Origin of the sequence: Nitrospirillum bahiense, assembly GCF_007828025.1 — a bacterium.
Lineage (GTDB): Bacteria > Pseudomonadota > Alphaproteobacteria > Azospirillales > Azospirillaceae > Nitrospirillum > Nitrospirillum amazonense.
Genome location: NZ_VITO01000004.1, coordinates 259,335 through 282,845, shown reverse-complemented (window position 1 = coordinate 282,845; position 23,511 = coordinate 259,335). Strand labels below are relative to the sequence as shown.

Genomic DNA, 23,511 nt, shown 5'->3' with positions numbered 1-23,511 from the left:
AACCACAAGTGCAGCGCAACGCAAGGAGTGTGCACTGCAAAACATTGCTTCAAAAGGATTATTTACGATTAACAGAATTCAGGTTAATCGAAGGATTATCAGCGGTTTACGGCGTTTTCGCCGGCGCGTCCTTATCTTCATGCGGGGCAGGCTTGCCCGGGAGAAGGATCACGAGGTCATCCGGACGGGAGAAATCGAGCACCTTGCGGGACTCTTCCTCCAGCATGTCGGGGTCCAGATTGTCGGGGCGCAGCAGGCGGGCGCGGCGCTCCATGGCCTCGCGTTCCGCGCGAACCTGGTCCAGCTGCGCCTTGGCCTGGGTCACCTGGGTCTGCAGCTGGGTCAGCGCCATCAGCCCGCGTTCGCCCTGGACCGTGTGGTAGGCGAAGTATGCGACAACGGACGCCCCCACCACCGGTGCGACCACCTGGCGTAGGGCGCGGTTCAATGCGGTGCGGAAAGAACGGGCGCCAATCATGGGTGCCATGGTTCCACAAGGGTTCCGCAACCGTCAAATGGAAAGCGGCGTCTAGTCTGTGCGCCGTATTTAATTCACGTGAATACCAACCGCCGGTCGGCGTTGAATCACGACTTCACAAAGAAAAAGGGGTGGAAGCAGCGCCTCCACCCCCACTTTCCGGCTATTCCGGACGATACCGGAACGATGCCCGGTTTCAGCCGCGCTTCAAGGCGCCACGGCCCGGGAACACCGCCGCCAGGTCCAGCGCCTCTTCAATCCGAATCAGCTGGTTGTACTTGGCGATCCGGTCGGAACGCGACAGCGAGCCGGTCTTGATCTGGCCGCAGTTGGTGGCCACGGCCAGGTCGGCGATGGTGGCGTCCTCGGTCTCGCCCGAGCGGTGCGACATCACGGCGGTGTAGCCGTTGCTCTGGGCGATGCGCACGGCCTCCAGCGTCTCGGTCAGGCTGCCGATCTGGTTGACCTTCACCAGGATGGAGTTGGCGACGCCCTTCTTGATGCCGTCGGACAGGCGGGCCGGGTTGGTGACGAACAGGTCGTCGCCCACCAGCTGCACCTTGGACCCGATGGCGTCGGTCAGGGCCTTCCAGCCGGCCCAGTCATCCTCGGCCATGCCGTCTTCGATGCTGACGATGGGGTAGCGGCCCACCAGGTCGGTCCAGTAACGCACCATGGCGTCCGGATCGAGGGTCTTGTTCTCGCCGGCCAGCACGTACTTGCCGTCCTTGAAGAACTCGGTGGAGGCGGCGTCCAGCGCCAGCACCACGTCGTCACCGGGCTTGTAGCCGGCGGCCTCGACGGCCTTCATGATGAAGGACAGGGCCTCGTCGGTGGAGGCGAGGTTGGGGGCGAAGCCGCCCTCGTCACCCACGGCGGTGTTGTGGCCGGCATCCTTCAACTTCTTCTTCAGGGCGTGGAAGATCTCGGCGCCGATGCGGATGGCGTCGGCGCAGCTCTCCGCGCCCACCGGCATCACCATGAATTCCTGGATGTCGATGGGGTTGTCGGCGTGGGCGCCGCCGTTGATGATGTTCATCATCGGCACGGGCAGGATGCGGGCGTTGGTGCCGCCGACATAGCGGTAGAGCGGCAGGTCCAGCTCGGCCGCCGACGCCTTGGCCACGGCCAGCGACACGCCCAGAATGGCGTTGGCGCCCAGGCGGGCCTTGTTGGGGGTGCCGTCCAGCTCGATCATGGCGGTGTCGATGGCCACCTGGTCGGTGGACTCCAGGCCGCCGATGGTGTCGAAGATCTCGCTGTTGATCGATTCGACCGCCTTCAGCACGCCCTTGCCCAGGTACTTGCTCTTGTCGCCATCGCGCAGCTCAACGGCCTCATGGGCACCGGTCGAGGCGCCGGAGGGCACGGCGGCGCGGCCGAAGGCGCCGGACTCCAGCCGAACGTCGACCTCAACGGTCGGGTTGCCCCGGCTGTCGAGAATCTGGCGGCCCTGAATATCGATGATCGCGGACATGGGTTCTTCCCTTTATGCGTCGTGACGGCGGATGCGTCGTGGCGGGACGGTGCCCGTCATAGCCTTTAGGGCCGCCCCCAGGCAAGACCGGCAGGCGCGGTATCGCCTATGACGATTTGAAGGCTGCGGTTGTGGACTGGCCCAATCCCTACCCCGCTTGCCTGGGCAGCCTCTTTCTTACGGGAAGATTGGCTGTCTTATACGCGTTATGGCAGAGTTGCCATGACTTCGCCGTTGGGGGGCCAACCTTGCCGCAAGCGCCGCGCCGTGTCGGACGTCTACTGGTCGCCGCCCTGCTCCCAATCCTCGGCGCCTGCGCCCTGAGCCGTGGCGCTGATGACACCAAAGGCCTCAGTTCCACGGCATTCTTCGGCCGCCTGACCAACCAGGCGAACATCCGTGAGCCCTCGCTGATGGAGGAGACCACCGTCGAACTGCAGGTGCGCGCCAGCCTGGAGGGGCGCGGCACGGACGGTCGCACCCTCTCGGACCGAGTGGCGCTGTATGGAATGCCAGCCACCGCGCGCTGGCTGGCGGCGTACGGACAAGCGACGGCCTTAGGCGGCAGAGCATGAAACAATTACCCAGGGCCTCCGCCTTGCCGTTCCGATGGTTCAGCGCGGCCGGGCTATTGCTCCTGGCCCTGGCTGGCATACCTGCGCGGGCGGCTCCCGAGCCGCAGCCGTTTCCCGCTTTGGATGCTGGCAAGCTGCGGATAACCTTAACCCGCCTGGGCTGTGGCATGGGACGATGCCCGCAATACAGCGTGGTGATCGAGGGCTCTGGCCGTGTCATCTTCGACGGCGGCGGCGACCTGCCACCGGGCCAGCGTTTCCCCACCGTCGCCTATCGCCGCCCGCCCTTCTTTTCTTCCGACGTGCTCGTGCCCGGCCGGCAGGAGGACCATGTGCCGCGCGAGGCCGTGGCAGCGCTGGCGCGCCGCTTCGAAGATGCCCATTTCTTCGACCTGGCCGACAGCTATGTCGCCATGGTCAGCGATCAGCCGCGCCACAGCCTGACCTTGGAAACGGATAAAGGCACCAAGCACATCGAGGATTATGCCGGAACCATGGTGGGCATGCCGGCCGTGGTCAGAACGCTGGAGGATGAGGTTGATCGCGTCGCCAACACGGCACGCTGGGTCGAAGGGGCGCCGGGGCTGGTGGAGTGGCTGGCCGCCACCGGGTTCGACTTCACGTCCGTATCCGCCGCCGCCATCGCTCTGCACGGCCCCGATGTTCCGCCCACGGAAACACTCTTGGACATGATCGACCGCGGACTGCCGCTGGAGACTGTTACTAAGGGGCGCGACGGCCAATCCGATAGCTTGCTCGGCCTTGATTTGCTGCGTGATGCCATGGAGGAAGGGCGCGCACCGGTCTTCAAGCGACTGACCGCAGCCGGTTGGCTGGCCCGGTTGCGACCCGGTGAGGCCAATCATCTGTTCGCACGATGGGCCGCCGGGTGTGACCCAGCCCTGGCTGAAGCCGCTGTGGCGGCAGGGATCAGCGTCGATGCCGTCACAGTGGCTGAGCCAAGCCGGCAGAACGTCGGTGGACAGACGGCGCTGGCCTCCCTCCAAAGTTTCCGATGGAAATCCCGTGACGCCCGGTTGGCCGCCGCCAAACGGCTCCTGGCCTTGGGGGCCAACCCCAACCATCGTGACAGGCGGGGCCGTACTCCGCTGTTCGAGGCAGACGATTTGGACATGGTGGAGACACTGCTGGCCAACGGCGCCGATGCAACGATCCGGGATGAGAACGGCCTGGGGCCCATCTTCGCAACTTGGAACGACGCTATCGCTATACGCCTGCTGCAGGCGGGCGCCAGCCCGGAGGGGCGCGACGAGGAGGGGCATACGCTGGCCCAGCGCGCCAAAATCTATGACATGCCCGCCACCGCCCACTGGCTGGCGGCGCACGACATCCAATGACAAAACACCGGCGGCAGGTCGCCCCGCCGCCGGTGTCTATCCTTGAAACGCGATGGCCGAAGTCGCCGATCAGAAGATCGGGTTGGCCTTGGCGATGCGGTCGATGGCGACCATGGTTTCCAGCAGGGCCGGCAGGTCTTTCAGCTTGACCATGTTGGGGCCATCGCTGGGGGCGCAGTCGGGGTTCTCGTGCGTCTCCATGAAGACGGCGGCCACGCCCACGGCCAGGGCGGCGCGGGCCAGCACCGGCACGAATTCGCGCTGGCCGCCGCTGGTGGTGCCCTGCCCGCCCGGCTGCTGCACGGAATGGGTGGCGTCCATCACCACCGGATAGCCCGTCTGCGCCATGATGGGCAGGCTGCGCATGTCGCTGACCAGGGTGTTGTAGCCGAAGCTGGCGCCGCGCTCGCACAGCAGGATGTTCTCATTGCCGGTGGAGGCGATCTTGGCCGCCACGTTCTTCATGTCCCACGGCGCCAGGAACTGCCCCTTCTTCACGTTGATGACCTTGCCGGTCTCGCCGGCAGCCAGCAGCAGGTCGGTCTGGCGGCAAAGGAAGGCCGGGATCTGCAGCACGTCCACCACCTCGGCCACGGGGGCGCACTGCTCCGCCGTGTGCACGTCGGTCAGGACGGGGCAGCCGAACTTTTCCCGCACCTCGGCCAGGATGGGCAGGCTCTTTTCCATGCCCAGGCCGCGCGCGGTGCTGACCGACGTGCGGTTGGCCTTGTCGAAGCTGGTCTTGTAGACGAGGCCGATGCCCAGCTTGGCGGTGATCTCCACCAGGGCCTGGCTCATCTCCAGCGCGTGCGCGCGGCTTTCCAGCTGGCAGGGGCCGGCGATCAGCATGAAGGGCTTGTCGTTGGCCACGTCCAGGTCGCGGATGCGGACGGTGCGGATATCGGTCATCTCTCGGTGCCTCTTTAAAGCGAAAGGGCCGCCGCTCGTGATGCGGCGGCCCCTCGCGACTTTTACGGGCGTTGCTGCTTAAACCAGCCGGCTCTGCGCTATGGCGGCGCTGATGAAGCTGGTGAACAGCGGGTGCGGCTGGAACGGCTTGGACTTCAGTTCCGGGTGGAACTGCACGCCGATGAACCAGGGGTGCGACGGGATCTCGACGATCTCCGGCAACTCCCCATCGGGCGACAGGCCGGAGAACTTCAGGCCAACCTTCTCCAGCTGGTCCTTGTAGGTGATGTTCACCTCATACCGGTGGCGGTGACGCTCCTCGATATGGTTGGCGCCGTAGACCTCCGCAACCTTGGTACCCGGCAGCAGCTGGCAGGGATAGGCGCCCAGCCGCATGGTGCCGCCCAGGTCACCCTCGGCGCCGCGCGTCTCCATCTCGTTGCCGCGCACCCACTCGGTCATCAGGCCGACCACCGGATGCTTGTACTTGTGCCCGAACTCGGACGAGCCCGCGTCCTCCAGGCCCGCCAGGTGGCGGCTGGCCTCGATGACCGCCATCTGCATGCCGAAGCAGATGCCGAAATAAGGCACGTTGCGCTCACGCGCGAACTGGGCCGCGCGGATCTTACCCTCGGACCCGCGCTCGCCGAAGCCGCCGGGCACCAGGATGCCATGCACCCCTTCCAGCCGCTGAACAGCGCCGCCGCCCTCGAAGATTTCGCTATCGATCCAATCCAGCTTGACCTTGACGTTGTTGGCGATGCCGCCGTGCGTCAGGGCCTCGGCCAGCGACTTGTAGCTGTCCAGCAGGCTGGTGTACTTGCCGACCACGGCGATGGTGACCTCGCCCTCCGGCTGGCGGACGCGGGCGGCGATCTCCTTCCAGCGGGAGAGATCCGGCGCCTCGTCGGCCGGCAGGCCGAAGTAGCGCAGCACCTGCTCGTCGAAGCCCTGCTCGTGATAGCTGACCGGCACGTGGTAGATGGTGTCCACGTCCAGGGCGGCGATCACCCGCTCCTGCCGGATGTTGCAGAACAGGGCGATCTTGCGGCGCTCGTTCTCCGGAATCGGACGGTCGGAGCGGCACAGCAGGATGGACGGCTGGATACCGACCGACAGCAGCTCCTTCACCGAGTGCTGGGTGGGTTTGGTCTTCAGCTCACCCGCCGACGGGATGTAGGGCAGCAGGGTCAGGTGGATGAAGAGCGCCCGCTCCGGCCCCAGATCGTTGCCCAGCTGGCGGATCGCCTCCAGGAACGGGGTGCTCTCGATGTCGCCGACGGTGCCGCCGATCTCGCACAGGATGAAGTCCTCATCCTTCACGTCGCCCAGGATGAACTCCTTGATGGCGTCGGTGACGTGCGGAATCACCTGCACGGTGGCGCCCAGGTAGTCGCCGCGGCGCTCCTTGGCGATCACGTTGGAATAGATGCGGCCGGTGGTGATGTTGTCCGTCTGCCGGGCCGAGACGCCGGTGAAGCGCTCGTAATGGCCCAGATCCAGGTCGGTCTCGGCACCATCGTCGGTCACGAACACCTCACCATGCTGGTAGGGGCTCATGGTGCCGGGGTCGACGTTCAGATAGGGATCGAGCTTGCGCAGGCGGACCTTGTAGCCACGGGCCTGGAGCAAAGCACCCAGAGCGGCCGACGCCAGTCCCTTACCCAAGGAAGAGACCACGCCGCCGGTGATGAAAATGAAGCGCGTCATGGAAGCCTAGTTTAGCTAAAGGCCGCATGTCGGGCCAACGCGAATGCGCCGGCCCCCCGAATTGAAAGAGGCGGCTTTCGCCGCCTCCGTTAGTGTCGCCCGCCTTTACTGGCCGGTCGGAACTTTGGGCTCGCCAGAGGTGGGAGCCGGGGAGGTGGTCGCCGGTGCCGGCTGCTGCGCCGCTGGCGCGGCCGGCTGGTCGCCGGAGGGCACGGCACCGGGCGCAGGCGTGGCCGGGGCCGGAGCGGTGGCGGCCGGCAGCTTGTCGAACACCGAATCGTGGTGCGTGGCCGCACGGTTCAGCAAGGCCAGCACCAGGCTGGTCACCAGGAAGGCGCCGAACAGGATGGAGGTGGTGCGGGTCAGCAGGTTGGCGCTGCCCCGGGCCGTCATGAAGCCGCCCATGGTGCCGCCGCCCATGCCCAGCCCGCCGCCTTCAGAGCGCTGGACCAGGACGACACCGACCAGCGCGATGCCGATCAGAATGTGCAAAACCAGGACGACGGTGGACATCGAAGCAGCAATCCTATCCAGCAGGCCAAACAATGGTTATGGCAAAACATGAAATAGCCGGCCGCCCCGTCCGGGGGCGGCCGACCTGCTCGCGCATCTCTTTACCCAGTCCGAACCCGGGGCGCTAGCGGCAAGTTTCCGCGATGGCCCAGAATTCGTCCGCCTTCAAGCTGGCGCCGCCAACCAGGGCCCCGTCCACATCGTCGATGTGCAACAGGCTGGCCGCGTTGTCCGGCTTAACGGAACCGCCATATAAGATGCGCACCGCGTCCGGCTGATCAACCAGCGTTGCGAGACGGCGCCTGATCATGGAATGCATGGCTGCCACGTCCTTGGGCGTGGGCGTACGCCCCGTGCCGATGGCCCAGACGGGCTCATAGGCCACCACAGTGTTGGCCGCCGTGGCGCCTTCGGGCATGGAATCGTCCACCATGCGGGCGATGACGTCCATGGCGCGGCCGGCGTCGCGCTCCGCCTCCGTCTCACCCACGCAGACGATGGCGACCAGGCCGGCGCGGTGGGCGGCGGCGGCCTTGGCCCTCACCTCCACGCTCTGCTCGCCATGGCCCTGCCGCCGCTCCGAATGGCCGACGATGACGTACCGGCAGCCGGCGTCGGCGAGCATGGGGGCCCCGATGTCCCCGGTATGGGCCCCCGAATCCTTGCCATGGCAATCCTGGCCGCCGACGCTGACCGGCGCGTCGGACACGGCTTGGACCACGGTGTGGATCAGGGTGGCGGGCGGGCACAGCAGCATGTCGAAGGCGACGTCACCCGCCCCCAGCATGCGGCCGGCAAGGTCGGAGGCCAATGCCGTCCCCCCTTCCCGCAGGCCGTGCATCTTCCAATTACCGACAATGAATTTGCGGCGCATTTCCTTTGTTCTCCCCGAGTTTAACGCACTCAAAAGGGAAGCATCCGCGCGGGGGCCTTTTAGGTTTGGGTGGCCTGCCTTGTCACGGTTGTCCCTGTCGTCATGCTGTAACAGTCATGGGCCGGCATTTCCATGATTCAGGCCGTGACAAGACCGTGAGTCGGCACGTCCGGCCCATGCGCGTCGCCCGCCCAACCATCTATTGCCGCCCCCGCCCCCTGCTTCTATGATGCCGCGCCCTGATGGGAGGGTGGGATATCCAGGGCCCAGGCCCTGTTCCCACTGACAAGCAATTCGCAAGACGCAGCAGGCACATGCTTCAGTTCATCCGCAAATTCTCGGGCTCGTGGTTCTCCAAGATCCTGTTCGTGTTCCTGATCATCAGTTTCGGGATCTGGGGTGTGGGCCGGGTGGGCACCACCGTCAGTGACCAAGCTGTGGCCCGGGTCGGCGACACCGAGATCACCCCGCAGGATGTGGACCGCGCCTTCCGCCAGCAGGTGAGCCGGCTGCGCCAGACCATGGGTCCGGAGCTGACGGCCGAGCAGGCCAAGCAGATGGGCCTGATGCGCGCGGCGCTGCAGGACGAGATCCAGCGCGCCCTGATCAAGCAGGCGACGCACGACTTCGGCCTGCGCGTCTCGGAACAGGCGGCGGCGCAGAAGATCGCCGAGATGCCGGTGTTCAAGGACAAGTCCGGCCAGTTCGATCCCCTGCTGATGCGGGCCCTGCTGCGCCAGAACCAGCTGACCGAGGAAGATATCGTCGGCGAGGTGCGCGAGGACATGGCCCGCACCGAGGTGACGGAGGCCCTGGCCGCCGGCATCCGCGTGCCCCAGACCCTGGCCCGCGACCTGGTGCGCTATCGTGGCGAGCAGCGTGGGGCGGAGACGCTGTTCGTGGCCGACAAGGCCATGCCGGACCCGGGCACGCCTGACCAGGCGACGCTGGAAGCCTTTCACAAGGCCCAGGCCGTCCGCTACACCGCCCCGGAATACCGGGCCCTGACCGTGGTCACCCTGTCCACCGACGCCATCGCCAAGACCGAGGAGGTCAGCGATGAGGACCTGAAGAAGGCCTATGACGCCCGGTCCAAGGAATTCGTGAAGCCCGAACGCCGCGACCTGGACCAGGTGCTGGTCGACACCAAGGAACAGGCGGACAAGGTGGCGCAGGCCGCCGCCGGCGGAAAGTCGCTGGCCGACGCCGCCAAGGCCGCCGGCGTGTCCATGCTGCCGCTGGCCAACATCACCAAGGCGGACCTGCCGGCCGAGTTGCAGGACATCGCCTTTTCCCTGCCCCAGGGCAAGGTGTCGGAGCCGGTGAAAAGCGGCTTCGGCTGGCACGTCGTCGCCGTCACCAAGATCGTCCCCGGCAGCACCCAGACCCTGGACCAGGTGAAGGCCCAGCTGGTGGAGCAGGTGAAGGCCGAGCGCGCCACCGACCAGCTGTACGACCTGTCGAACAAGCTCGACGATGCCATTTCCGGCGGTGCCTCGCTGGAAGAGGCCGCCAAGAAGGTGGACGCGGTGGTGACCAAGATCGCCGCCGTGGACCGCGAGGGCAAGGATCCCGCCGGCAAGCCGGTGACCGGCCTGGCCGTTCCCATCGCCAAGGTGGTGCAGACCGCCTTCGGCCTGGCCTCGGGCGACAACAGCAGCACCACCGAGGGCGAGCGCAACAAGAGCTATTTCGCCGTGCGCGTGGACAGCGTGCAGGCCCCGGCCCTGAAGCCGCTGGACCAGGTGAAGGATCAGGTCATCGCCGACTGGAAATCCTCCAAGCGCGACGAGGCCGCCAAGGCCAAGGCCAAGGATATCGTGGAGAAGCTGAAGGCCGGCGCCACGCCGGAGCAGGTGGCCAAGGAGACGGGTGCCGTCTACACCCGCCAGCCGCCCGTGGGCCGCACCGTGGGCAAGGACAGCCCCCTGACGCCGGAACTGGTGGACGCCCTGTTCACCCTGAAGCCGGGCGAGGTCACCACCGGCGCCGCCGCCGACGGCCAGATGGTGGTGCGTCTGGCGGCATTGGTGCCCATGCCGGAGCCGCTGCTGGCCGACCGCGCCGGCGTGGCCGCCAAGCAACTGCGCGACGGCGTGGCCGGCGACCTCTACGTCCAGTTCCTGGACGCCCTGCGCCAGCGCTATCGCATCACCGAGAACCGGACGCTGCTGCAGCGCCTTGAACACCAGGAGTAAGGCGTCGTGACCCCCTTCCCCGATGAGACGGCCTTCGGCACGGCATACGCCGCGGGCCAGGCGCAGGTCGTCTGGACGCGGCTGGTCAGCGACCTGGAGACGCCCGTCGCCGCCATGCTGAAGCTGGCGCAAGGGCGCCCGTTTTCTTTCCTGCTGGAATCGGTCACCGGCGGCTCCGTCCGCGGCCGCTATTCCCTGATCGGGCTGAAGCCCGACCTGATCTGGAAGAGCAAGGGGACCCAGGCCTGGATCAATCGGCGGGCCGCCACCGACCTGGCGTCGTTCGAGCCGCTGTCCGCCGCCCCGCTGGACGCCCTGGCCGACGTGCTGGAGGAGAGCCGCATCGACCTGCCGGCCCACCTGCCGCCCATGTCGGCCGGGCTGTTCGGCTATCTCGGCTACGACATGGTCCGGCTGATGGAAAAGCTGCCGGAGAAGAACCGGGACGCGCTGGGCGTGGAGGACGCCGTCCTCATCCGGCCCACCATCATGGCGATCTTCGACAGCATCGAGAACGTGGTCACCCTGGTGACCCCGGTGCGGCCGCAGGCGGGGGTTTCGGCGGAGGCCGCCTACCTCGCCGCCAGGGAGCGCCTGGCCGACGCCATGGCGGATCTGGACCGGCCCTTGCCGGTGGGGCATGACGCGGGCAGTGAGATCGAGGCCCTGCCCGACCCATCCTCCAACATCAGCCGCGCCGACTACCACGCCATGGTGGAGAAGGCGAAGGAGTACATCCGCGCCGGCGACATCTTCCAGGTGGTGCCCAGCCAGCGCTTCTCCGTCCCCTTCGCCCTGCCGCCCTTCGCGCTGTACCGCGCGCTGCGCCGCATCAACCCCTCGCCCTTCCTGTTCTTCCTGGATTTCGGCGACCTGTCGGTCGTGGGCTCCAGCCCGGAGATTCTGGTGCGGTTGCGCGACGACACCGTCACCATCCGCCCCATCGCCGGCACCCGCCGGCGCGGCAAGACCCCGGCGGAGGACAAGGAACTGGAGGCCGACCTGCTGGCCGATCCCAAGGAGCTGTCAGAGCACCTGATGCTGCTGGATTTGGGCCGCAACGACGTGGGCCGGGTGGCGGAGGTCGGCACGGTCACGGTGACCGAGCGCTTCACCATCGAGCATTATTCCCACGTGATGCACATCGTCTCCAACGTTGAGGGCAAGCTGGACAAGTCCCGCTTCAACGCCATCAACGCCCTGGTGGGCGGCTTCCCCGCCGGCACGGTCTCCGGCGCGCCCAAGGTGCGGGCCATGGAGATCATCGAGGAGCTGGAAGGCACCCGCCGCGGCATCTACGGCGGCTGCATCGGCTATTTCGCCGCCAACGGCACCATGGACACTTGCATCGCCTTGCGCACCGCCGTCATCAAGGACGGCGTCATGCACGTCCAGGCGGGCGGCGGCGTGGTCGCCGACAGCGATCCGGAGGCCGAGTACCAGGAGACCGTGAACAAGGCCAAGGCCCTGTTCAAGGCCGCCGAGGAAGCCGTGCGCTACGCCCAGGAAAAGCGATCGACGCGGAATATCTGAGGTTGGAGTCTGACAAAGCCGCCGCCCCCCGGCGGCTTTGTCACGTCAGCATTCTCCCGCGTACGTCCTTGTCATGGTGCGGGTTTGATGGTTTGGACATTGATCAAGACCGGGGTGAAATCACCGGGCTCAAGCTGTTCCGACAACGTGCCGGTAATCGTTACCCGCTTGTTGACGTAGGCTTTGATGGAAAGCCGGGAGGGCAGCACCAGTTGCATCTGGTCCAGCCTCTCATGCTCACGCCCGACACCAGGAACCGCCTCGACATCCACTGGCTCCGCCAACATCAGCATCGGCACCCGGAGTTTGGCGTCCCGATCCGGCGTCTCGCCAAAATTGGGCGGACCGTAATGATCCTCCATCACCGCGGTGCCTGACAGTGTCACCACCGCAGGCTCATACGCCAGGGGCTTCGTTTCCGCATGGAGGCGGCCGCCAGCCAACAATCCCATAAAAACAATCACTAAAAGAGTAGTCTTCACCTAGCCCCCAACAATTCCCTGAATGGACGAGGCCGCCCGCAAGCTGCCGGACAGCGCCAGGATACGCTTGGTGCCGCTCAAACGAACTGTCAGGCCGGCCCGACGAAGTCGAAGCCCGCATCCTCAACAGCGCGTTTCACCTGATCGCCATCGGCGGGGCCGGTGACGGTCACCACACCCGCCTCCACATCCACGGCGACCTCGGCCGACGGCGCCACGGCCTGGATGGCCTTCGTCACCGAGCGTGCGCAGCCCTGGCAGGTCATGCCGTCGATTCGATAAGAAGCACTCATCTCACTCTCCAACTGCCGCCGGTCAATTAATGATCTTTATGTGCCGCCGGGCGTGGCCGCTATGACTGCCGTCAATGGCACCAGGGTGAAACCCTTGGCGGCCAGGGTGGGCAGCCAGTGTTCCAGGGCGGTCAAGGTCACGTCATGCGGATGGCCGATGGCGACGGCGGTGCCGTGGCGGCGGGCCACCTCCTCCACCTTGGCCAGCATGGCCTGCACCGCCTTGGGCGACTGGTCGTCGTCCAGGAAGACGTCGCGGCTGACCAGGGGCAGGCGATAGCGCGTGGCCAGTTCGGGCCCCTTGGTGTCCGGGGTGGTGCGGCTGTCCAGGAACATCAGGCCCCGGCGGGACAGTTCGGCCAGAACGATGGACAGCTTGCCCTCATTGGCGGTGAAGCGGCTGCCCATGTGGTTGTTGATGCCGACATAGCCGTCGAAGGACGCAAGGTCTGCCTCCAGCCGGCGCTGCACCTCCTCGTCACTCAGGTTCACGGTCAAGGCGCCCGGGCCGGGATCGGCCTTGCCCACCGGCTCCATGGGCACATGCACGATCAGCTCATGCCCCGCCGCCTTGGCGGCCCGGGTCTGGTCGGCCAGGTCGTGAGCATAGGGCAGCCAGGCGGTGGTGACCGGGCCCGGCAGCGCCACAGCGCGGGTGGAGCGCGGCCGGTCCACCCCCAGGTCATCGATCACCAGCACGATGCGGGCATGCGCCGCCCCCGGCGCCGGTGCCGCCATCTGGGGCGACGGCACGGCGTTGCGCCGCCAAGCCGCGCCCCCCTTGCCCGGCTCCGCCTTCGGCGGTTCGGTCTTGGAAGGAGGAACCGGCGGCAGCGTCACCGGTGCTTCGGCATGCTGTTCCGACGGCGGCAGGGGGGGAACCGGCGGCGCGCTGGGCAAACGGGGGCTGGTCTTACCCGTCCCCGATGGCGGCGGTGCCGTCGCCACAGTGGGCTTGTGCGGATGGCGGTTGCCCATCACATAGGCGCCCAACAGGGCCACGATGGCCGTCAGGCCGACGATACCGGCCAGCTGCGCCCGGGTCAGGCTGATCCTGGCGCCCTTGCGCCGCCGGGCAGGCGCGCGCTTGGGGGTTTTCTGTCCCGGCCGTCCCAAGGGCGGCGGTGGGGTGACGCGGCGGGGCATCAGCGAGACCGTCTGCTGGGGAGAACGGATGTGGTGGAAACGGTCATGACTGTCCCCTTCGCGCGGGTGGCCGGTTGTGGTTGAGGGCCGGCCACCAGTACTGCTACAGCCCCGCTGATGCTGGCAATCTCCTAGGTGGGGTATGCCGCTTATCACACGCACATGTCGGCATATGCCGCTTATCGGACCCGCACCCAATCCGGTTGCCCTGCGCGCGGCCTCGGGACTAGTGTAGGCCACCTTTGGCCACGTCCAATTCCCCCCAAACGGGTTCCCAGATCATGCTGCTGCTCATCGATAATTACGATAGCTTCACGTACAATCTCGTCCATTACATCGGCGAGCTGGGCGCCGACGTGGCCGTTTGGCGTAACAACGCCCTGAGCGTGGATGACGCCCTGGCCCTGAAGCCGGAGGCCATTGTCCTGTCCCCCGGCCCCTGCGATCCCGACAAGGCCGGCATCTGCCTGCCGCTGATCACCGCCGCCGCGGAACGGCGCATCCCCCTGTTCGGCGTCTGCCTGGGCCACCAGGCCATCGGCCAGGCCTTCGGCGGCCGCGTCATCCGCGCGCCGGTGCCCATGCACGGCAAGGTCAGCCAGGTCACCCACCAGGGCGAAGGCGTCATGAAGACCCTGCCCACACCCTTCGCCGCCACCCGTTACCATTCCCTGATCGTGGAGCGGGAGACCCTGCCGGCGGAGCTGGAATCGGTCGCCTGGATTGAGGGAGGCAGGGAGGACCAGATGATCATGGCCCTGCGCCACCGCACCCTGCCCATCCATGGCGTGCAGTTCCATCCCGAGAGCATCGCCTCCGACCACGGCCACCAGATCCTGGCGAATTTCCTGGATTTCGCCGGCGTGGCGCGCAAGGCCGTCAAGAAGACCGGCCTGGCGGCATGAGCGGTGACATCGGTGACATGAAGGCGCTGCTCGGCCGGGTGGCCGAGGGCAAGCGCCTGTCGGAGGATCAGGCCCTGGCCGCCTTCGACATCATCATGTCCGGCAACGCAACCCCATCGCAGATGGGGGGCTTTCTCATGGCGCTGCGCGTGCGCGGCGAAACGGTGGACGAGATCACAGGCGCGGTGCGGGCCTTGCGCGGCCGCGCCGCCCGTATCGACTGCCCGCCGGGTACCATCGACACCTGCGGCACCGGCGGTGACGCCAGCGGCACCTACAACATCTCCACCACCGTGGCCTTCGTGCTGGCCGCCTGCGGCGTGCCGGTGGCCAAGCACGGCAACCGCGCCCTGTCGTCCAAGTCCGGCGCCGCCGACGTGCTGGGCCAGCTGGGCGTGAACGTGGAGGCGGAGCTGGAGGCCGTGCGCACCGCCCTATGGCAGGACGGCATCACCTTTCTCATGGCCACCCGCCACCATGGCGCCATGCGCAACGTGGGCCCGACGCGGGTGGAGCTGGGCACCCGTACCATCTTCAACCTGACCGGCCCCCTGTCCAACCCGGCGGGCGCCAAGCGCCAGCTGATGGGCGTGTTCGCCGAGCGCTGGGTGGAGCCGCTGGCCCAGGTGCTGAACCGCCTGGGCACGGAGGTCGCCTGGGTGGTCAGCGGCGAGGACGGGCTGGATGAGATCACCACCACCGGCGCCACCCATGTGGCGGAGCTGCGCCACGGCGTCATCCGCCGCTTCCAGGTGACGCCGGAGGACGCCGGCCTGCCCCGCGCCCGGCCCCAGGACATCCGGGGCGGCGACGCGGCGGAGAATGCCCGGGCCCTGCGCGCCGTGCTGGCGGGGGAAAAGGGCGCCTATCGTGACATTGTGCTGATCAACGCCGCCGCCGCCTTGATCGTCGCCGACAAGGCCACCACCTTGCCTGACGGCGTGGCCCAGGCGGCCCAGGCATTGGACGATGGCCGCGCCGCTGCCAAGCTGGCAGCCCTGACCCATCATTGCCCGCTGCCACCCCCGGTGGCCGAGGAACACATCGAAGGAACCCGCGCATGAGCGACGCAGCAGACGTCCTGGCCCGGATTTGCGCCGACAAGCGTGAGCATATCGCCGCCTGCAAGGCCGCCCGCCCCCTCGCCGAGGTGGAACAGGCCGCGCGCGACGCCGGCCCCACCCGGGGCTTCGCCCGCGCCCTGCAGGCCAAGGTGGATGCCGGCCTGTACGCCCTCATCGCCGAGATCAAGAAGGCCAGCCCCAGCAGGGGCCTGATCCGGGAGGATTTCGATCCCCCCGCCCTGGCCCGTGCCTATCAGGAGGGTGGTGCCGCCTGCCTGTCGGTGCTGACCGACGTGCCTTATTTCCAAGGGGCGGACGAGTACCTGGTGGCGGCCCGCGCCGCCTGCGACCTGCCGGTGCTACGCAAGGACTTCATGCTGGACAGCTACCAGGTGGCCGAGGCGCGCGCCCTGGGCGCCGACTGCATCCTGCTGATCATGGCGGCGCTGGATGACGCCCAGGCGCTGGAGCTGTATGACGCCGCCACCGGCTGGGGCATGGATGTGCTGGTCGAGGTGCACGACTTGGAGGAGATGCGCCGCGCCCTGACGCTGCCCGGCGGACTGCTGGGCGTGAACAACCGCAACCTCAAGACCCTGTCCATCGACCTCGCCACCACCGAGATGCTGGCCGGGATGGTGCCGCCGGGCCGCCACCTGGTGGCGGAGAGCGGCCTTTATCATCCGCAGGATCTGCTGCGCATGGAGATCGTGGGCGCCCGCCGCTTCCTGGTGGGTGAGTCGCTGATGCGCCAGGCCGATGTCGCGGCCGCCACCCGCGCCCTGCTGGGCCTGGACCAGGCGGTGGCCTGAGATGGCCGAGACCAGCGGCTTCACCCATTTCGACGCCGCCGGCCGGGCGGTGATGGTCGATGTCTCTGACAAGGCGGAGACGGAGCGCCTGGCGACCGCCCGCGGCCGCGTGGTCATGAAGGCGGAGACCCTGGCCCTGATCCAGGCAGGGCAGATGGGCAAGGGCGACGTGCTGGGCGTGGCGCGGCTGGCCGGCATCATGGCGGCCAAGCGCACGCCCGACCTCATCCCCCTCTGCCACCCGCTTGCCCTGACCAAGGTGACGGTGGACCTGACCTGCCTGCCCGAGGATAACGCCGTGGAGATCGAGGCCACGGCCAAGCTGAAGGGCCGCACCGGCGTGGAGATGGAGGCGCTGACTGCCGTTAGCGTCGCCGCCCTGACGCTGTACGACATGTGCAAGGCGGTGGATAAGGGCATGGTCATCGCCGACATCCGCCTGATCGCCAAGGATGGTGGCAAAAGCGGCCCCTATCGCGCGGAAACCCCCTGAACCGCAGGTCCTGCCATGATCTCCGTTGACGAAGCGCTGGCCCGCATCCTGGTCCAGTTCCAGCCCCTGGCCGGCGAACTGGTGGGAGTGGGCGACGCGGTGGGCCGCGTGCTGGCCGCCGATGTCGTGGCGCGGGTGACGCAGCCGCCCGCCGCCGTCTCCGCCATGGACGGCTGGGCGGTGCGGGGATCGGACCTGGACTCCCTGCCCGTCACGCTGGCCCGCATCGGCGAGGCGCCGGCGGGCCGGCCCTTCGCCGGCACGGTGGCGCCGGGGCAGGCGGTGCGCCTGTTCACCGGCAGCGTCATCCCCAACGGCGCCGACACCGTGGTGCTGCAGGAAGACTGCGATGACCTGGGCGACGGCGTGCGGGTGCGCGAAGGCACGCCTGGCCGCTGGGTGCGCGCCGCCGGCCTGGACTTCATCGCCGGGACCGTGGGCCTGAAAGCCGGCCGTCCCCTGACCGTGCGCGACGTGGCCCTGGCCGCCGCCATGAACCACCCTTTCCTGACTGTGCACCGCCGCCCCCGCGTCGCCATCCTGGCCACGGGCGACGAGGTGGTGATGCCGGGGGAGCCGCTCGGCCCCGGCCAGATCGTCAGCAGCAACGGCCTGGCGCTGGCCGCACTGGTGCGGCGCCATGGCGGCACCCCGGTCAACCTGGGCATCGCCCCCGATGACGCCGATACCCTGGCCACCCTGGCGCGGGGGGCGGCCGGGTGCGACCTGCTGGTCACCACCGGCGGCGCCTCGGTCGGTGAATACGACCTGGTCCGCGATATGATGGGCGGCCAGGGGTTGGACCTGGATTTCTGGAAGATCGCCATGCGGCCGGGCAAGCCGCTGATGTTCGGCCGCTTGGGGGGCACGCCCCTGCTGGGCCTGCCGGGCAACCCCGTCTCCAGCCTGGTGTGCGCCGCCCTGTTCCTGGTGCCGGCGCTGCGCCGCATGCAGGGGCTGGCCCCTGCGGAGTTGCCCCGGGCGCGGGCTGTGCTGGCCACCCCGTTGCCCGCCAACGACCGGCGGCAAGACTATCTGCGCGCCACGCTGGCACCGGGCGACGGCGCGCTGCCCCATGCCGCGACCTTCACCCAGCAGGACAGTTCCATGCTGAGTCGCCTGGCGGCGGCGGATTGCCTGATCATCCGCCCGCCCCACGCCCCCGCCGCCGAGGCCGGCACGGTGGTGGACATCGTCCCGCTGGACGGGATTTAAGGCCCATCCCCCGTCAGCCGCCCTAAATCTGTCATCGTCCGGTGGTTTTTCATCGCTAACCCTTGACGCGGGCCGTGAACCAAAATAGAACATGGCAAGTACGTTTCGGGTTTGTTCCATATCTAGCGGCTCGACACAGCGAAGGGGGCGATATGCTGACGCGGAAGCAACAGGAGCTGCTGCTGTACATCCACCAGCATCTGGGTGAAGGCGGCGTCTCTCCCTCATTCGATGAGATGAAGGATGCCTTGGGTCTCAAGTCCAAGTCCGGCATCCATCGCCTGATCACCGGGCTGGAGGAACGGGGCTTCATCCGCCGCCTACCCCACCGTGCCCGCGCGCTGGAGGTGCTGCGTCTGCCGGAAACGACGTCCGCGCCCAAGAAGGCGGCGGCGACCGCACCGGCGGGAGTGGAACCCCGCTTCAAACCCAATGTCATCAAGGCCGATTTCCAGGCGGGCCTGCCCGGGCGGGATGCTGGCGATGCCATCGGTGCCGTCAGCCTGCCCCTGTACGGCCGTATCGCCGCCGGCCTGCCCATCGAGGCGCTGCGCGACAGCGGCACCACCATCGACATCCCCGTCTCCATGCTGGGCATCGGGGAGCACTACGCCCTGGAAGTGGCCGGCGACAGCATGGTGGAGGCCGGCATCCATGACGGTGACACCGTCATCATCCAGCGCTGCGAGACGGCGGAAAACGGCGCCATCGTCGTCGCCTTGGTCGATGCCGCCGAGGTGACGCTGAAGCGTCTGCGCCGCAAGAACAACTCCATCGCCCTGGAACCGGCCAACCCCTCCTACGAGACCCGGGTGTTCGGCGCCGACCGCGTGCGGGTACAAGGCCGCCTGGTGGGCCTGTTCCGCCGGTATTGAGTTCCTTTTCCGATGCGGAGCCTATCCAGGCTCCGCGTCGCTCCGCCGGAATTACTGAGGCGCCAGCAGATCCAGTGGTATGTTCAGGGCAGCCGCCAGCTTGGTCATGGCCTTGAGGCTGCCCGGCTTGCTCCGGTTCTCCACCTCCGACAGATAGGCGCGGCTGATGCCGGCGCGGCCCGCCAATTCCTGGGCGGTCAGCCCCAGATGGTCCCGGAAAACCCGCACGGGATGGTCGCCATCCAGAAGCCGGTCCATGACTTCCACGGGATAGGCTTCTGTCTCCCGCGCCACCAGCTTGGCGGCCACGGCGGTCGCGTCGCGGATATCTTCGGCGTCAGCCAGCAGCGCGACCATGGCGTCATAGTCTGCCCGGCTGATGGTGACGCTGTCGTCCGTCTGGGCGAGCGGCTTTATGAAAGCGTTCATCGGTAAACTTCCCGTCTGTTGCCGATTTTCAGCACCACCACCGTCACAGTCTCACCATCCAGCCGGTAGACAGCCCGCCAATCACCGTGGCGGATGCGCCCCATGCCGCCGCCAAACGCCTTGGCCCATGGATGGGTGCCGTTGGGGTCGGCTGCGAAGGCCTTGAGCTTGTCACGAAGCGCCATGGCATCCGCCCGAGGCATCTTCATAAGGGCTTTCAGGGCCTGCGCTTCGATCAGCAGCTTCATGGCGCCATTGTCGCTGATAGCGACCACCCGATCAATCACCTTGTCGCCAATAGCAACGCCTCAGTCCCAGGGCCGTTTGCTTTGCGGATCGTGTACCGTCTCGATGCGTACACCGCCGCGCTCGAAGTACAGGGCGTGCGCGCCACGGGCGGCCAGCACGTCGGGGCCGATGACGCGGGGGGCGTCGCAGCCCGCCGCCGGCACGCGGGAGATCACCAGGTCGGCATTGTCGCAATCCTCCGCCAGGGCGTCGCGGGTCCAGGCGATGGCGACCAGGCGCCCGTCCGGGGTGGCGGGGTCGCGCCGCTCCGGCCGGTAAAGGTCGGGATGGTAGAGGCAGCCCAGGCTGTCACACCGCAGGCTGCCGTCGTCCGTGCCCACGGTGGGCCAGGCGGGCGGGCGCCCCTCCCCGCCATCGCGCTTGCCCCAGGTCTCCACCTCGAAGCCACCGCCGCGCGAGGACGACAGCCACAGTTTGCCGCCACCGTCGCGCACCGCCACCATGGTGCCGCCGCCCGACACCACCATGTCCGGCCGGGGCGTCAACGGTGCCAGCACGCAGCCGAGCGCAATAGGCGCCAGGCCGGCCAAGCGCCAGCGGCGGCGCCATAGCATGAGCCACAGGCCGCCCACCACCAGCAGGCCGAAAGCCAAGTCGGACAAGGCCGCCCCATGCAGGGCGGCGCCAGGCAAGGCGGCCGTGATGCGCGCCGTCCATAGGATGCCGTCGCACCCCCAGCCGATCATGTCGATGATCCAGCCATCCAGATGGAAGGGCATGGCGACATAGGCCAGCAGGCACAGCGGCATGATCCACAGTTCGGTGATGGGAATGCCGATCAGGTTGGCCAGCACGCCGTAATTGGCCACCTGCTGGAAATGGTAGAGGCAGAACGGCATGGTGGCGATGGTGGAGATGATGGACGTCAGGCACAGGCCCCCGACGAACAAGGCGGCGCGGCGCAGCCAGCCCCCATCCTTGCGCCAGCGGTTCAAGGGGCCGCGCAGCACCTCATACGCGCTGATCAGCGCTAGCACGGCACCAAAGCTCATCTGGAAACTGGGGCCCGGCAGTTGTTCCGGCTGGTACAACAGGCAGAGGATGCCGGCGATGGCGATGGCCCGGGGGCTCAAGACCGAGCGGTCGGCCAGGATGGCCACCATGGCGAGCGCCGTCATGAGGACGGAGCGCAAGGTGGGCACCTGCGCGCCCACCAGCATCATGTAGGCCAGGGTCGCCAGGATGGCGAAGGCGGCGGCCCACTTCTTGATGGGATAGCGCAGCGCCACCCCCTCCCACAGGGCCAGGGCCGCCCGGGCGAAAAAGTAGAACAGCGCCGCCACCAGGCTGATGTGCAGGCCGGAGATGGACAGGATGTGTTGCAGGCCGGAAACGCGCATGGCCTGCAGGTCATCAGGCGGAATGCCCGTCTGTTCCCCATTCAGCAGCGCGATGGCGATCATGGCGGGCGCGCCGCTGAGGCGGGCGGCCACGCGGTCGGCGATCAGCTCACGCAGGGCCACCACGCGGTCGTTGATCCAGCCGACGACGCCCACCGGCGCCGGCGCCACCATCTCGGGCGTCTTGAAGGCGAAACCGACGGCGCCGATGCCCTGATAGAAGGCGGATCGGCGGAAATCATAGGCGCCTGGCTCCGGACTGTCGGGCGGTGGACGCAGCGCCGCGAGGATGCGCACCCGCGTGCCGGCCGGCGGGGCCGTATCTGTCGGCCGCAGACGGATGCGGACGGCGGGCGGCGTCAGCTCGGGGGCCAGGCGGGGAATGTGCGGATCGGCCAGGGTGACGCGTACGCCCTTGTCCAGCCGCTCGACATTGGCCACGCGGCCCTCCACCGGCACAGGTCCCAGGGGGCGCTGCAGGATGGGGGTCTTGAGCCAGGTGGTGCGGGCCTCCACCGCCGTGAAGCCCACGCCCAGGGCCAGCAAGGCGCCCAGGGCCAGCCGCAGGGGCAGCCGCTCTCCCGCCAGCAGGTAGAGGCCAAAGGCCCCCAAGGTGAAGAGCAGGCCCGACCAGGGCGGCGGCTCCCCCGGCATGGCGAAGTACAGGGCGATGCCGGCCCCCAGGAAGACAGGCACCCAAAGGACCCAACGTTCGCGCTCTTCCACCAAATTGACATACGCAGATGCGACAATGCTGGCTAACGCGGCGAGCGCACGATGTGTGATCCGCATCACATCTGAAGGAGGTGGGTCGGCGCCAAATTCGCTCCGCCCAGTAGCTAAATAGGACCCAGTCGATAAGTAGGGAGCCTCACGGTCCCAGTCCTCTCCAGCGGGGTCTGCCTCAGGGTGCATCTTCGTTCCGGGTGTGCTATCTCAGCGGCTTCCGCATCCTGGTGATGCGCCCCTGGCGGTTATTCTGCCGCCGGACCTGATCACCAGCTATCTCGATATTCGCGTGGCGCCGTCAACCTCTGGATGCGTCCCTTCCAAAGCGACCCCTCCAGACGCCCCGACGGTGCGCCACCCGCCCGCATGCCGGAGAGTGCGTTTCCCATGAGTGTCGTCACCCGCTTCGCCCCGTCCCCCACTGGCTACCTGCACATCGGCGGTGCCCGTACCGCCCTGTTCAACTGGCTGTACGCCCGCCACCACGGCGGCACCTTCCTGCTGCGCATCGAGGATACGGACCGGGCGCGATCGACCCAGGCGGCGGTGGACGCCATCATCGATGGCTTGAGCTGGCTGGGCCTGACCTGGGACGGCGACGCCGTCAGCCAGTTCGAGCGGCGCGAGCGCCATGCCGAGGTGGCGCGCACCATGCTGGCCCAGGGACATGCCTATCATTGTTACTGCTCGCCGGAAGAGCTGGAAGAGATGCGGGAGCAGCAGAAGGCCGCCGGCCTGCCCATGCGCTATGATGGCCGCTGGCGCGACCGCGACCCGTCGGAGGCGCCGGCCGGCGTAGCCCCCGTCATCCGCCTGAAGGCCCCGCGCGAGGGCGAAACCGTTCTGCAGGACAAGGTGCAGGGCGAGGTGCGGGTGCAGAACAGCCAGCTGGACGATATGGTGCTGCTGCGCGCCGACGGCACGCCGACCTACATGCTGTCGGTGGTGGTGGACGACCAGGATATGGGCGTGACCCAGGTGATCCGGGGCGACGACCACCTGACCAACACCTTCCGACAGCTGCAGATCTACCAGGCCATGGGCTGGACGCCGCCGGACTTCGCCCATATCCCCCTGATCCACGGCCCCGACGGCGCCAAGCTCAGCAAGCGCCACGGCGCCCTGGGGGCCGAGGCCTACCGTGACCTGGGTTACCTGCCGGAGGCGCTGCGCAACTACCTGCTGCGCCTGGGCTGGAGCCACGGCGATGATGAGATCATCAGCACCGAGGACGCCGTTTCCTGGTTCAACCTGGAAGGCATCGGACGGTCCCCGTCGCGCATGGACTACGCCAAGCTGGACAATCTGAACGGCCATTACATCCGGCAGGCGGACGACGGCCGGCTGGTGGACCTGATCGGCCCCCGATTGGTCACGGCCCTGGGTCGTGAATTGAGCGACGCCGATCGCGACCTGCTGCGCCGCGCCATGCCGGGCCTGAAGGCCCGGGCCAAAACCCTGGTGGAACTTGCGGCGGCCGCACAGTTTTATATCACGGCGCGCCCCCTTCCGCTGGACGACAAGGCTTCCCAACTTCTGACCGAAGACGCGCGCGCCCAGCTGGCGGTGATCGCCACCCGCTTCGCGGAGGCCCCCGACTGGACCGCGGCGACCCTTGAGGGGGTCGTACGGGCGTACGCCGAGGAGACGGGCCTGAAGCTGGGCAAACTGGCCCAGCCATTGCGCGCTGCACTCTCCGGTTCCACGGTCTCGCCACCCATCTTCGAGGTGGCGGAAGTGCTGGGCCAGGCTGAAACCCTGGCCCGTATCAGTGATGTCGCAGGGGGTGCGTGA

At 67.7% G+C, this 23,511-nt stretch carries 23 protein-coding genes; 11 read left to right on the top strand and 12 right to left on the bottom strand.

Annotated features, from left to right (window positions below; all coding sequences use genetic code 11):
* Window positions 1-106 precede the first annotated feature (106 nt).
* Entirely contained in the window at window positions 107-478 is a 372-nt protein-coding gene (locus FBZ88_RS08135; RefSeq protein ID WP_004272474.1) for an FtsB family cell division protein, read from the bottom strand.
* A 196-nt stretch (window positions 479-674) separates the two neighbouring features.
* A complete protein-coding gene (gene eno / locus FBZ88_RS08130) occupies window positions 675-1,955 on the bottom strand; it encodes a phosphopyruvate hydratase (RefSeq protein ID WP_088871570.1) in 1,281 nt (426 codons plus the stop codon).
* A 248-nt stretch (window positions 1,956-2,203) separates the two neighbouring features.
* Between eno and FBZ88_RS08125 the strand changes: the two genes are divergently transcribed.
* Both FBZ88_RS08125 and FBZ88_RS08120 read left to right on the top strand, forming a co-directional pair.
* Window positions 2,204-2,530: a hypothetical protein gene (locus FBZ88_RS08125; protein ID WP_145616297.1), complete on the top strand. Its 327-nt coding sequence runs from the start codon at window positions 2,204-2,206 to the stop codon at window positions 2,528-2,530.
* On the top strand, window positions 2,527-3,888 hold the full coding sequence (locus tag FBZ88_RS08120; protein ID WP_186464275.1) for a DUF6438 domain-containing protein: 1,362 nt from the start codon (window positions 2,527-2,529) through the stop codon (window positions 3,886-3,888). The genes FBZ88_RS08125 and FBZ88_RS08120 overlap by 4 nt, the downstream gene beginning before the upstream one ends.
* Window positions 3,889-3,957: 69 nt before the next feature.
* Here FBZ88_RS08120 and kdsA read toward each other — a convergent pair whose 3' ends face one another.
* The 4 genes from kdsA to tpiA all read right to left on the bottom strand — a co-directional run bounded on the left by kdsA (window position 3,958) and on the right by tpiA (window position 7,894).
* The gene (gene kdsA / locus FBZ88_RS08115) at window positions 3,958-4,797 is read right to left on the bottom strand and encodes a 3-deoxy-8-phosphooctulonate synthase (RefSeq protein ID WP_145616292.1); all 840 of its coding nucleotides are present in this window, start codon (window positions 4,795-4,797) and stop codon (window positions 3,958-3,960) included.
* 78 nt (window positions 4,798-4,875) lie between these two features.
* Window positions 4,876-6,507 carry a CTP synthase gene (locus FBZ88_RS08110; protein WP_145616290.1) on the bottom strand — a complete coding sequence of 544 codons (1,632 nt, stop codon included), beginning with the start codon at window positions 6,505-6,507 and terminating at the stop codon, window positions 4,876-4,878.
* A gap of 105 nt (window positions 6,508-6,612) precedes the next feature.
* On the bottom strand, window positions 6,613-7,020 hold the full coding sequence (secG, locus tag FBZ88_RS08105) for a preprotein translocase subunit SecG (RefSeq protein WP_145616287.1): 408 nt from the start codon (window positions 7,018-7,020) through the stop codon (window positions 6,613-6,615).
* A gap of 124 nt (window positions 7,021-7,144) precedes the next feature.
* Entirely contained in the window at window positions 7,145-7,894 is a 750-nt protein-coding gene (gene tpiA, locus FBZ88_RS08100) for a triose-phosphate isomerase (RefSeq protein ID WP_145609306.1), read from the bottom strand.
* A gap of 314 nt (window positions 7,895-8,208) precedes the next feature.
* Here tpiA and FBZ88_RS08095 point away from each other — a divergent pair, with 314 nt between their 5' ends.
* Window positions 8,209-10,092 carry a peptidylprolyl isomerase gene (locus FBZ88_RS08095; protein ID WP_186464274.1) on the top strand — a complete coding sequence of 628 codons (1,884 nt, stop codon included), beginning with the start codon at window positions 8,209-8,211 and terminating at the stop codon, window positions 10,090-10,092.
* A 6-nt stretch (window positions 10,093-10,098) separates the two neighbouring features.
* On the top strand, window positions 10,099-11,625 hold the full coding sequence (gene trpE / locus FBZ88_RS08090) for an anthranilate synthase component I (protein WP_145616283.1): 1,527 nt from the start codon (window positions 10,099-10,101) through the stop codon (window positions 11,623-11,625).
* Window positions 11,626-11,696: 71 nt separating this feature from the next.
* Here the strand turns inward: trpE and FBZ88_RS08085 are convergent, their stop codons facing one another.
* From FBZ88_RS08085 to FBZ88_RS08075, 3 genes are all read right to left on the bottom strand, one after another.
* Window positions 11,697-12,107: a hypothetical protein gene (locus FBZ88_RS08085; RefSeq protein WP_145616281.1), complete on the bottom strand. Its 411-nt coding sequence runs from the start codon at window positions 12,105-12,107 to the stop codon at window positions 11,697-11,699.
* A gap of 89 nt (window positions 12,108-12,196) precedes the next feature.
* The gene (locus tag FBZ88_RS08080; protein WP_145616280.1) at window positions 12,197-12,400 is read right to left on the bottom strand and encodes a heavy-metal-associated domain-containing protein; all 204 of its coding nucleotides are present in this window, start codon (window positions 12,398-12,400) and stop codon (window positions 12,197-12,199) included.
* 36 nt (window positions 12,401-12,436) lie between these two features.
* Window positions 12,437-13,546, bottom strand: a complete 1,110-nt coding sequence (locus tag FBZ88_RS08075; RefSeq protein ID WP_145616279.1) for a divergent polysaccharide deacetylase family protein — start codon at window positions 13,544-13,546, stop codon at window positions 12,437-12,439.
* 281 nt (window positions 13,547-13,827) lie between these two features.
* Here FBZ88_RS08075 and FBZ88_RS08070 point away from each other — a divergent pair, with 281 nt between their 5' ends.
* From FBZ88_RS08070 to lexA, 6 genes are all read left to right on the top strand, one after another.
* A complete protein-coding gene (locus tag FBZ88_RS08070; RefSeq protein ID WP_145616278.1) occupies window positions 13,828-14,451 on the top strand; it encodes an anthranilate synthase component II in 624 nt (207 codons plus the stop codon).
* Window positions 14,448-15,515, top strand: coding sequence for an anthranilate phosphoribosyltransferase (trpD, locus tag FBZ88_RS08065; protein WP_145616276.1), 1,068 nt, complete (start codon window positions 14,448-14,450; stop codon window positions 15,513-15,515). The genes FBZ88_RS08070 and trpD overlap by 4 nt, the downstream gene beginning before the upstream one ends.
* On the top strand, window positions 15,512-16,327 hold the full coding sequence (gene trpC / locus FBZ88_RS08060; protein ID WP_145616274.1) for an indole-3-glycerol phosphate synthase TrpC: 816 nt from the start codon (window positions 15,512-15,514) through the stop codon (window positions 16,325-16,327). Before trpD ends, trpC begins: the two co-directional genes overlap by 4 nt.
* Window position 16,328: 1 nt before the next feature.
* Window positions 16,329-16,820, top strand: coding sequence for a cyclic pyranopterin monophosphate synthase MoaC (moaC, locus tag FBZ88_RS08055; protein WP_145616272.1), 492 nt, complete (start codon window positions 16,329-16,331; stop codon window positions 16,818-16,820).
* Between the two features lie 15 nt (window positions 16,821-16,835).
* A complete protein-coding gene (locus FBZ88_RS08050; RefSeq protein ID WP_145616270.1) occupies window positions 16,836-18,035 on the top strand; it encodes a molybdopterin molybdotransferase MoeA in 1,200 nt (399 codons plus the stop codon).
* Window positions 18,036-18,187: 152 nt separating this feature from the next.
* Window positions 18,188-18,910, top strand: a complete 723-nt coding sequence (gene lexA / locus FBZ88_RS08045; RefSeq protein ID WP_145616268.1) for a transcriptional repressor LexA — start codon at window positions 18,188-18,190, stop codon at window positions 18,908-18,910.
* A gap of 51 nt (window positions 18,911-18,961) precedes the next feature.
* Here the strand turns inward: lexA and FBZ88_RS08040 are convergent, their stop codons facing one another.
* The 3 genes from FBZ88_RS08040 to FBZ88_RS08030 are packed head-to-tail and all read right to left on the bottom strand — an operon-like array spanning window position 18,962 to window position 21,684.
* The gene (locus FBZ88_RS08040; RefSeq protein ID WP_145616266.1) at window positions 18,962-19,339 is read right to left on the bottom strand and encodes a helix-turn-helix domain-containing protein; all 378 of its coding nucleotides are present in this window, start codon (window positions 19,337-19,339) and stop codon (window positions 18,962-18,964) included.
* Window positions 19,336-19,587, bottom strand: coding sequence for a type II toxin-antitoxin system RelE family toxin (locus FBZ88_RS08035; protein ID WP_088872555.1), 252 nt, complete (start codon window positions 19,585-19,587; stop codon window positions 19,336-19,338). The genes FBZ88_RS08040 and FBZ88_RS08035 overlap by 4 nt, the downstream gene beginning before the upstream one ends.
* Before the next feature lie 60 nt (window positions 19,588-19,647).
* Complete coding sequence (locus FBZ88_RS08030; protein WP_186464273.1) at window positions 19,648-21,684, bottom strand: ComEC/Rec2 family competence protein; 2,037 nt, start codon at window positions 21,682-21,684, stop codon at window positions 19,648-19,650.
* A 420-nt stretch (window positions 21,685-22,104) separates the two neighbouring features.
* On the opposite strand from FBZ88_RS08030, the gene gltX reads away from it, so the two are divergent.
* Entirely contained in the window at window positions 22,105-23,511 is a 1,407-nt protein-coding gene (gltX, locus tag FBZ88_RS08025; RefSeq protein ID WP_145616262.1) for a glutamate--tRNA ligase, read from the top strand.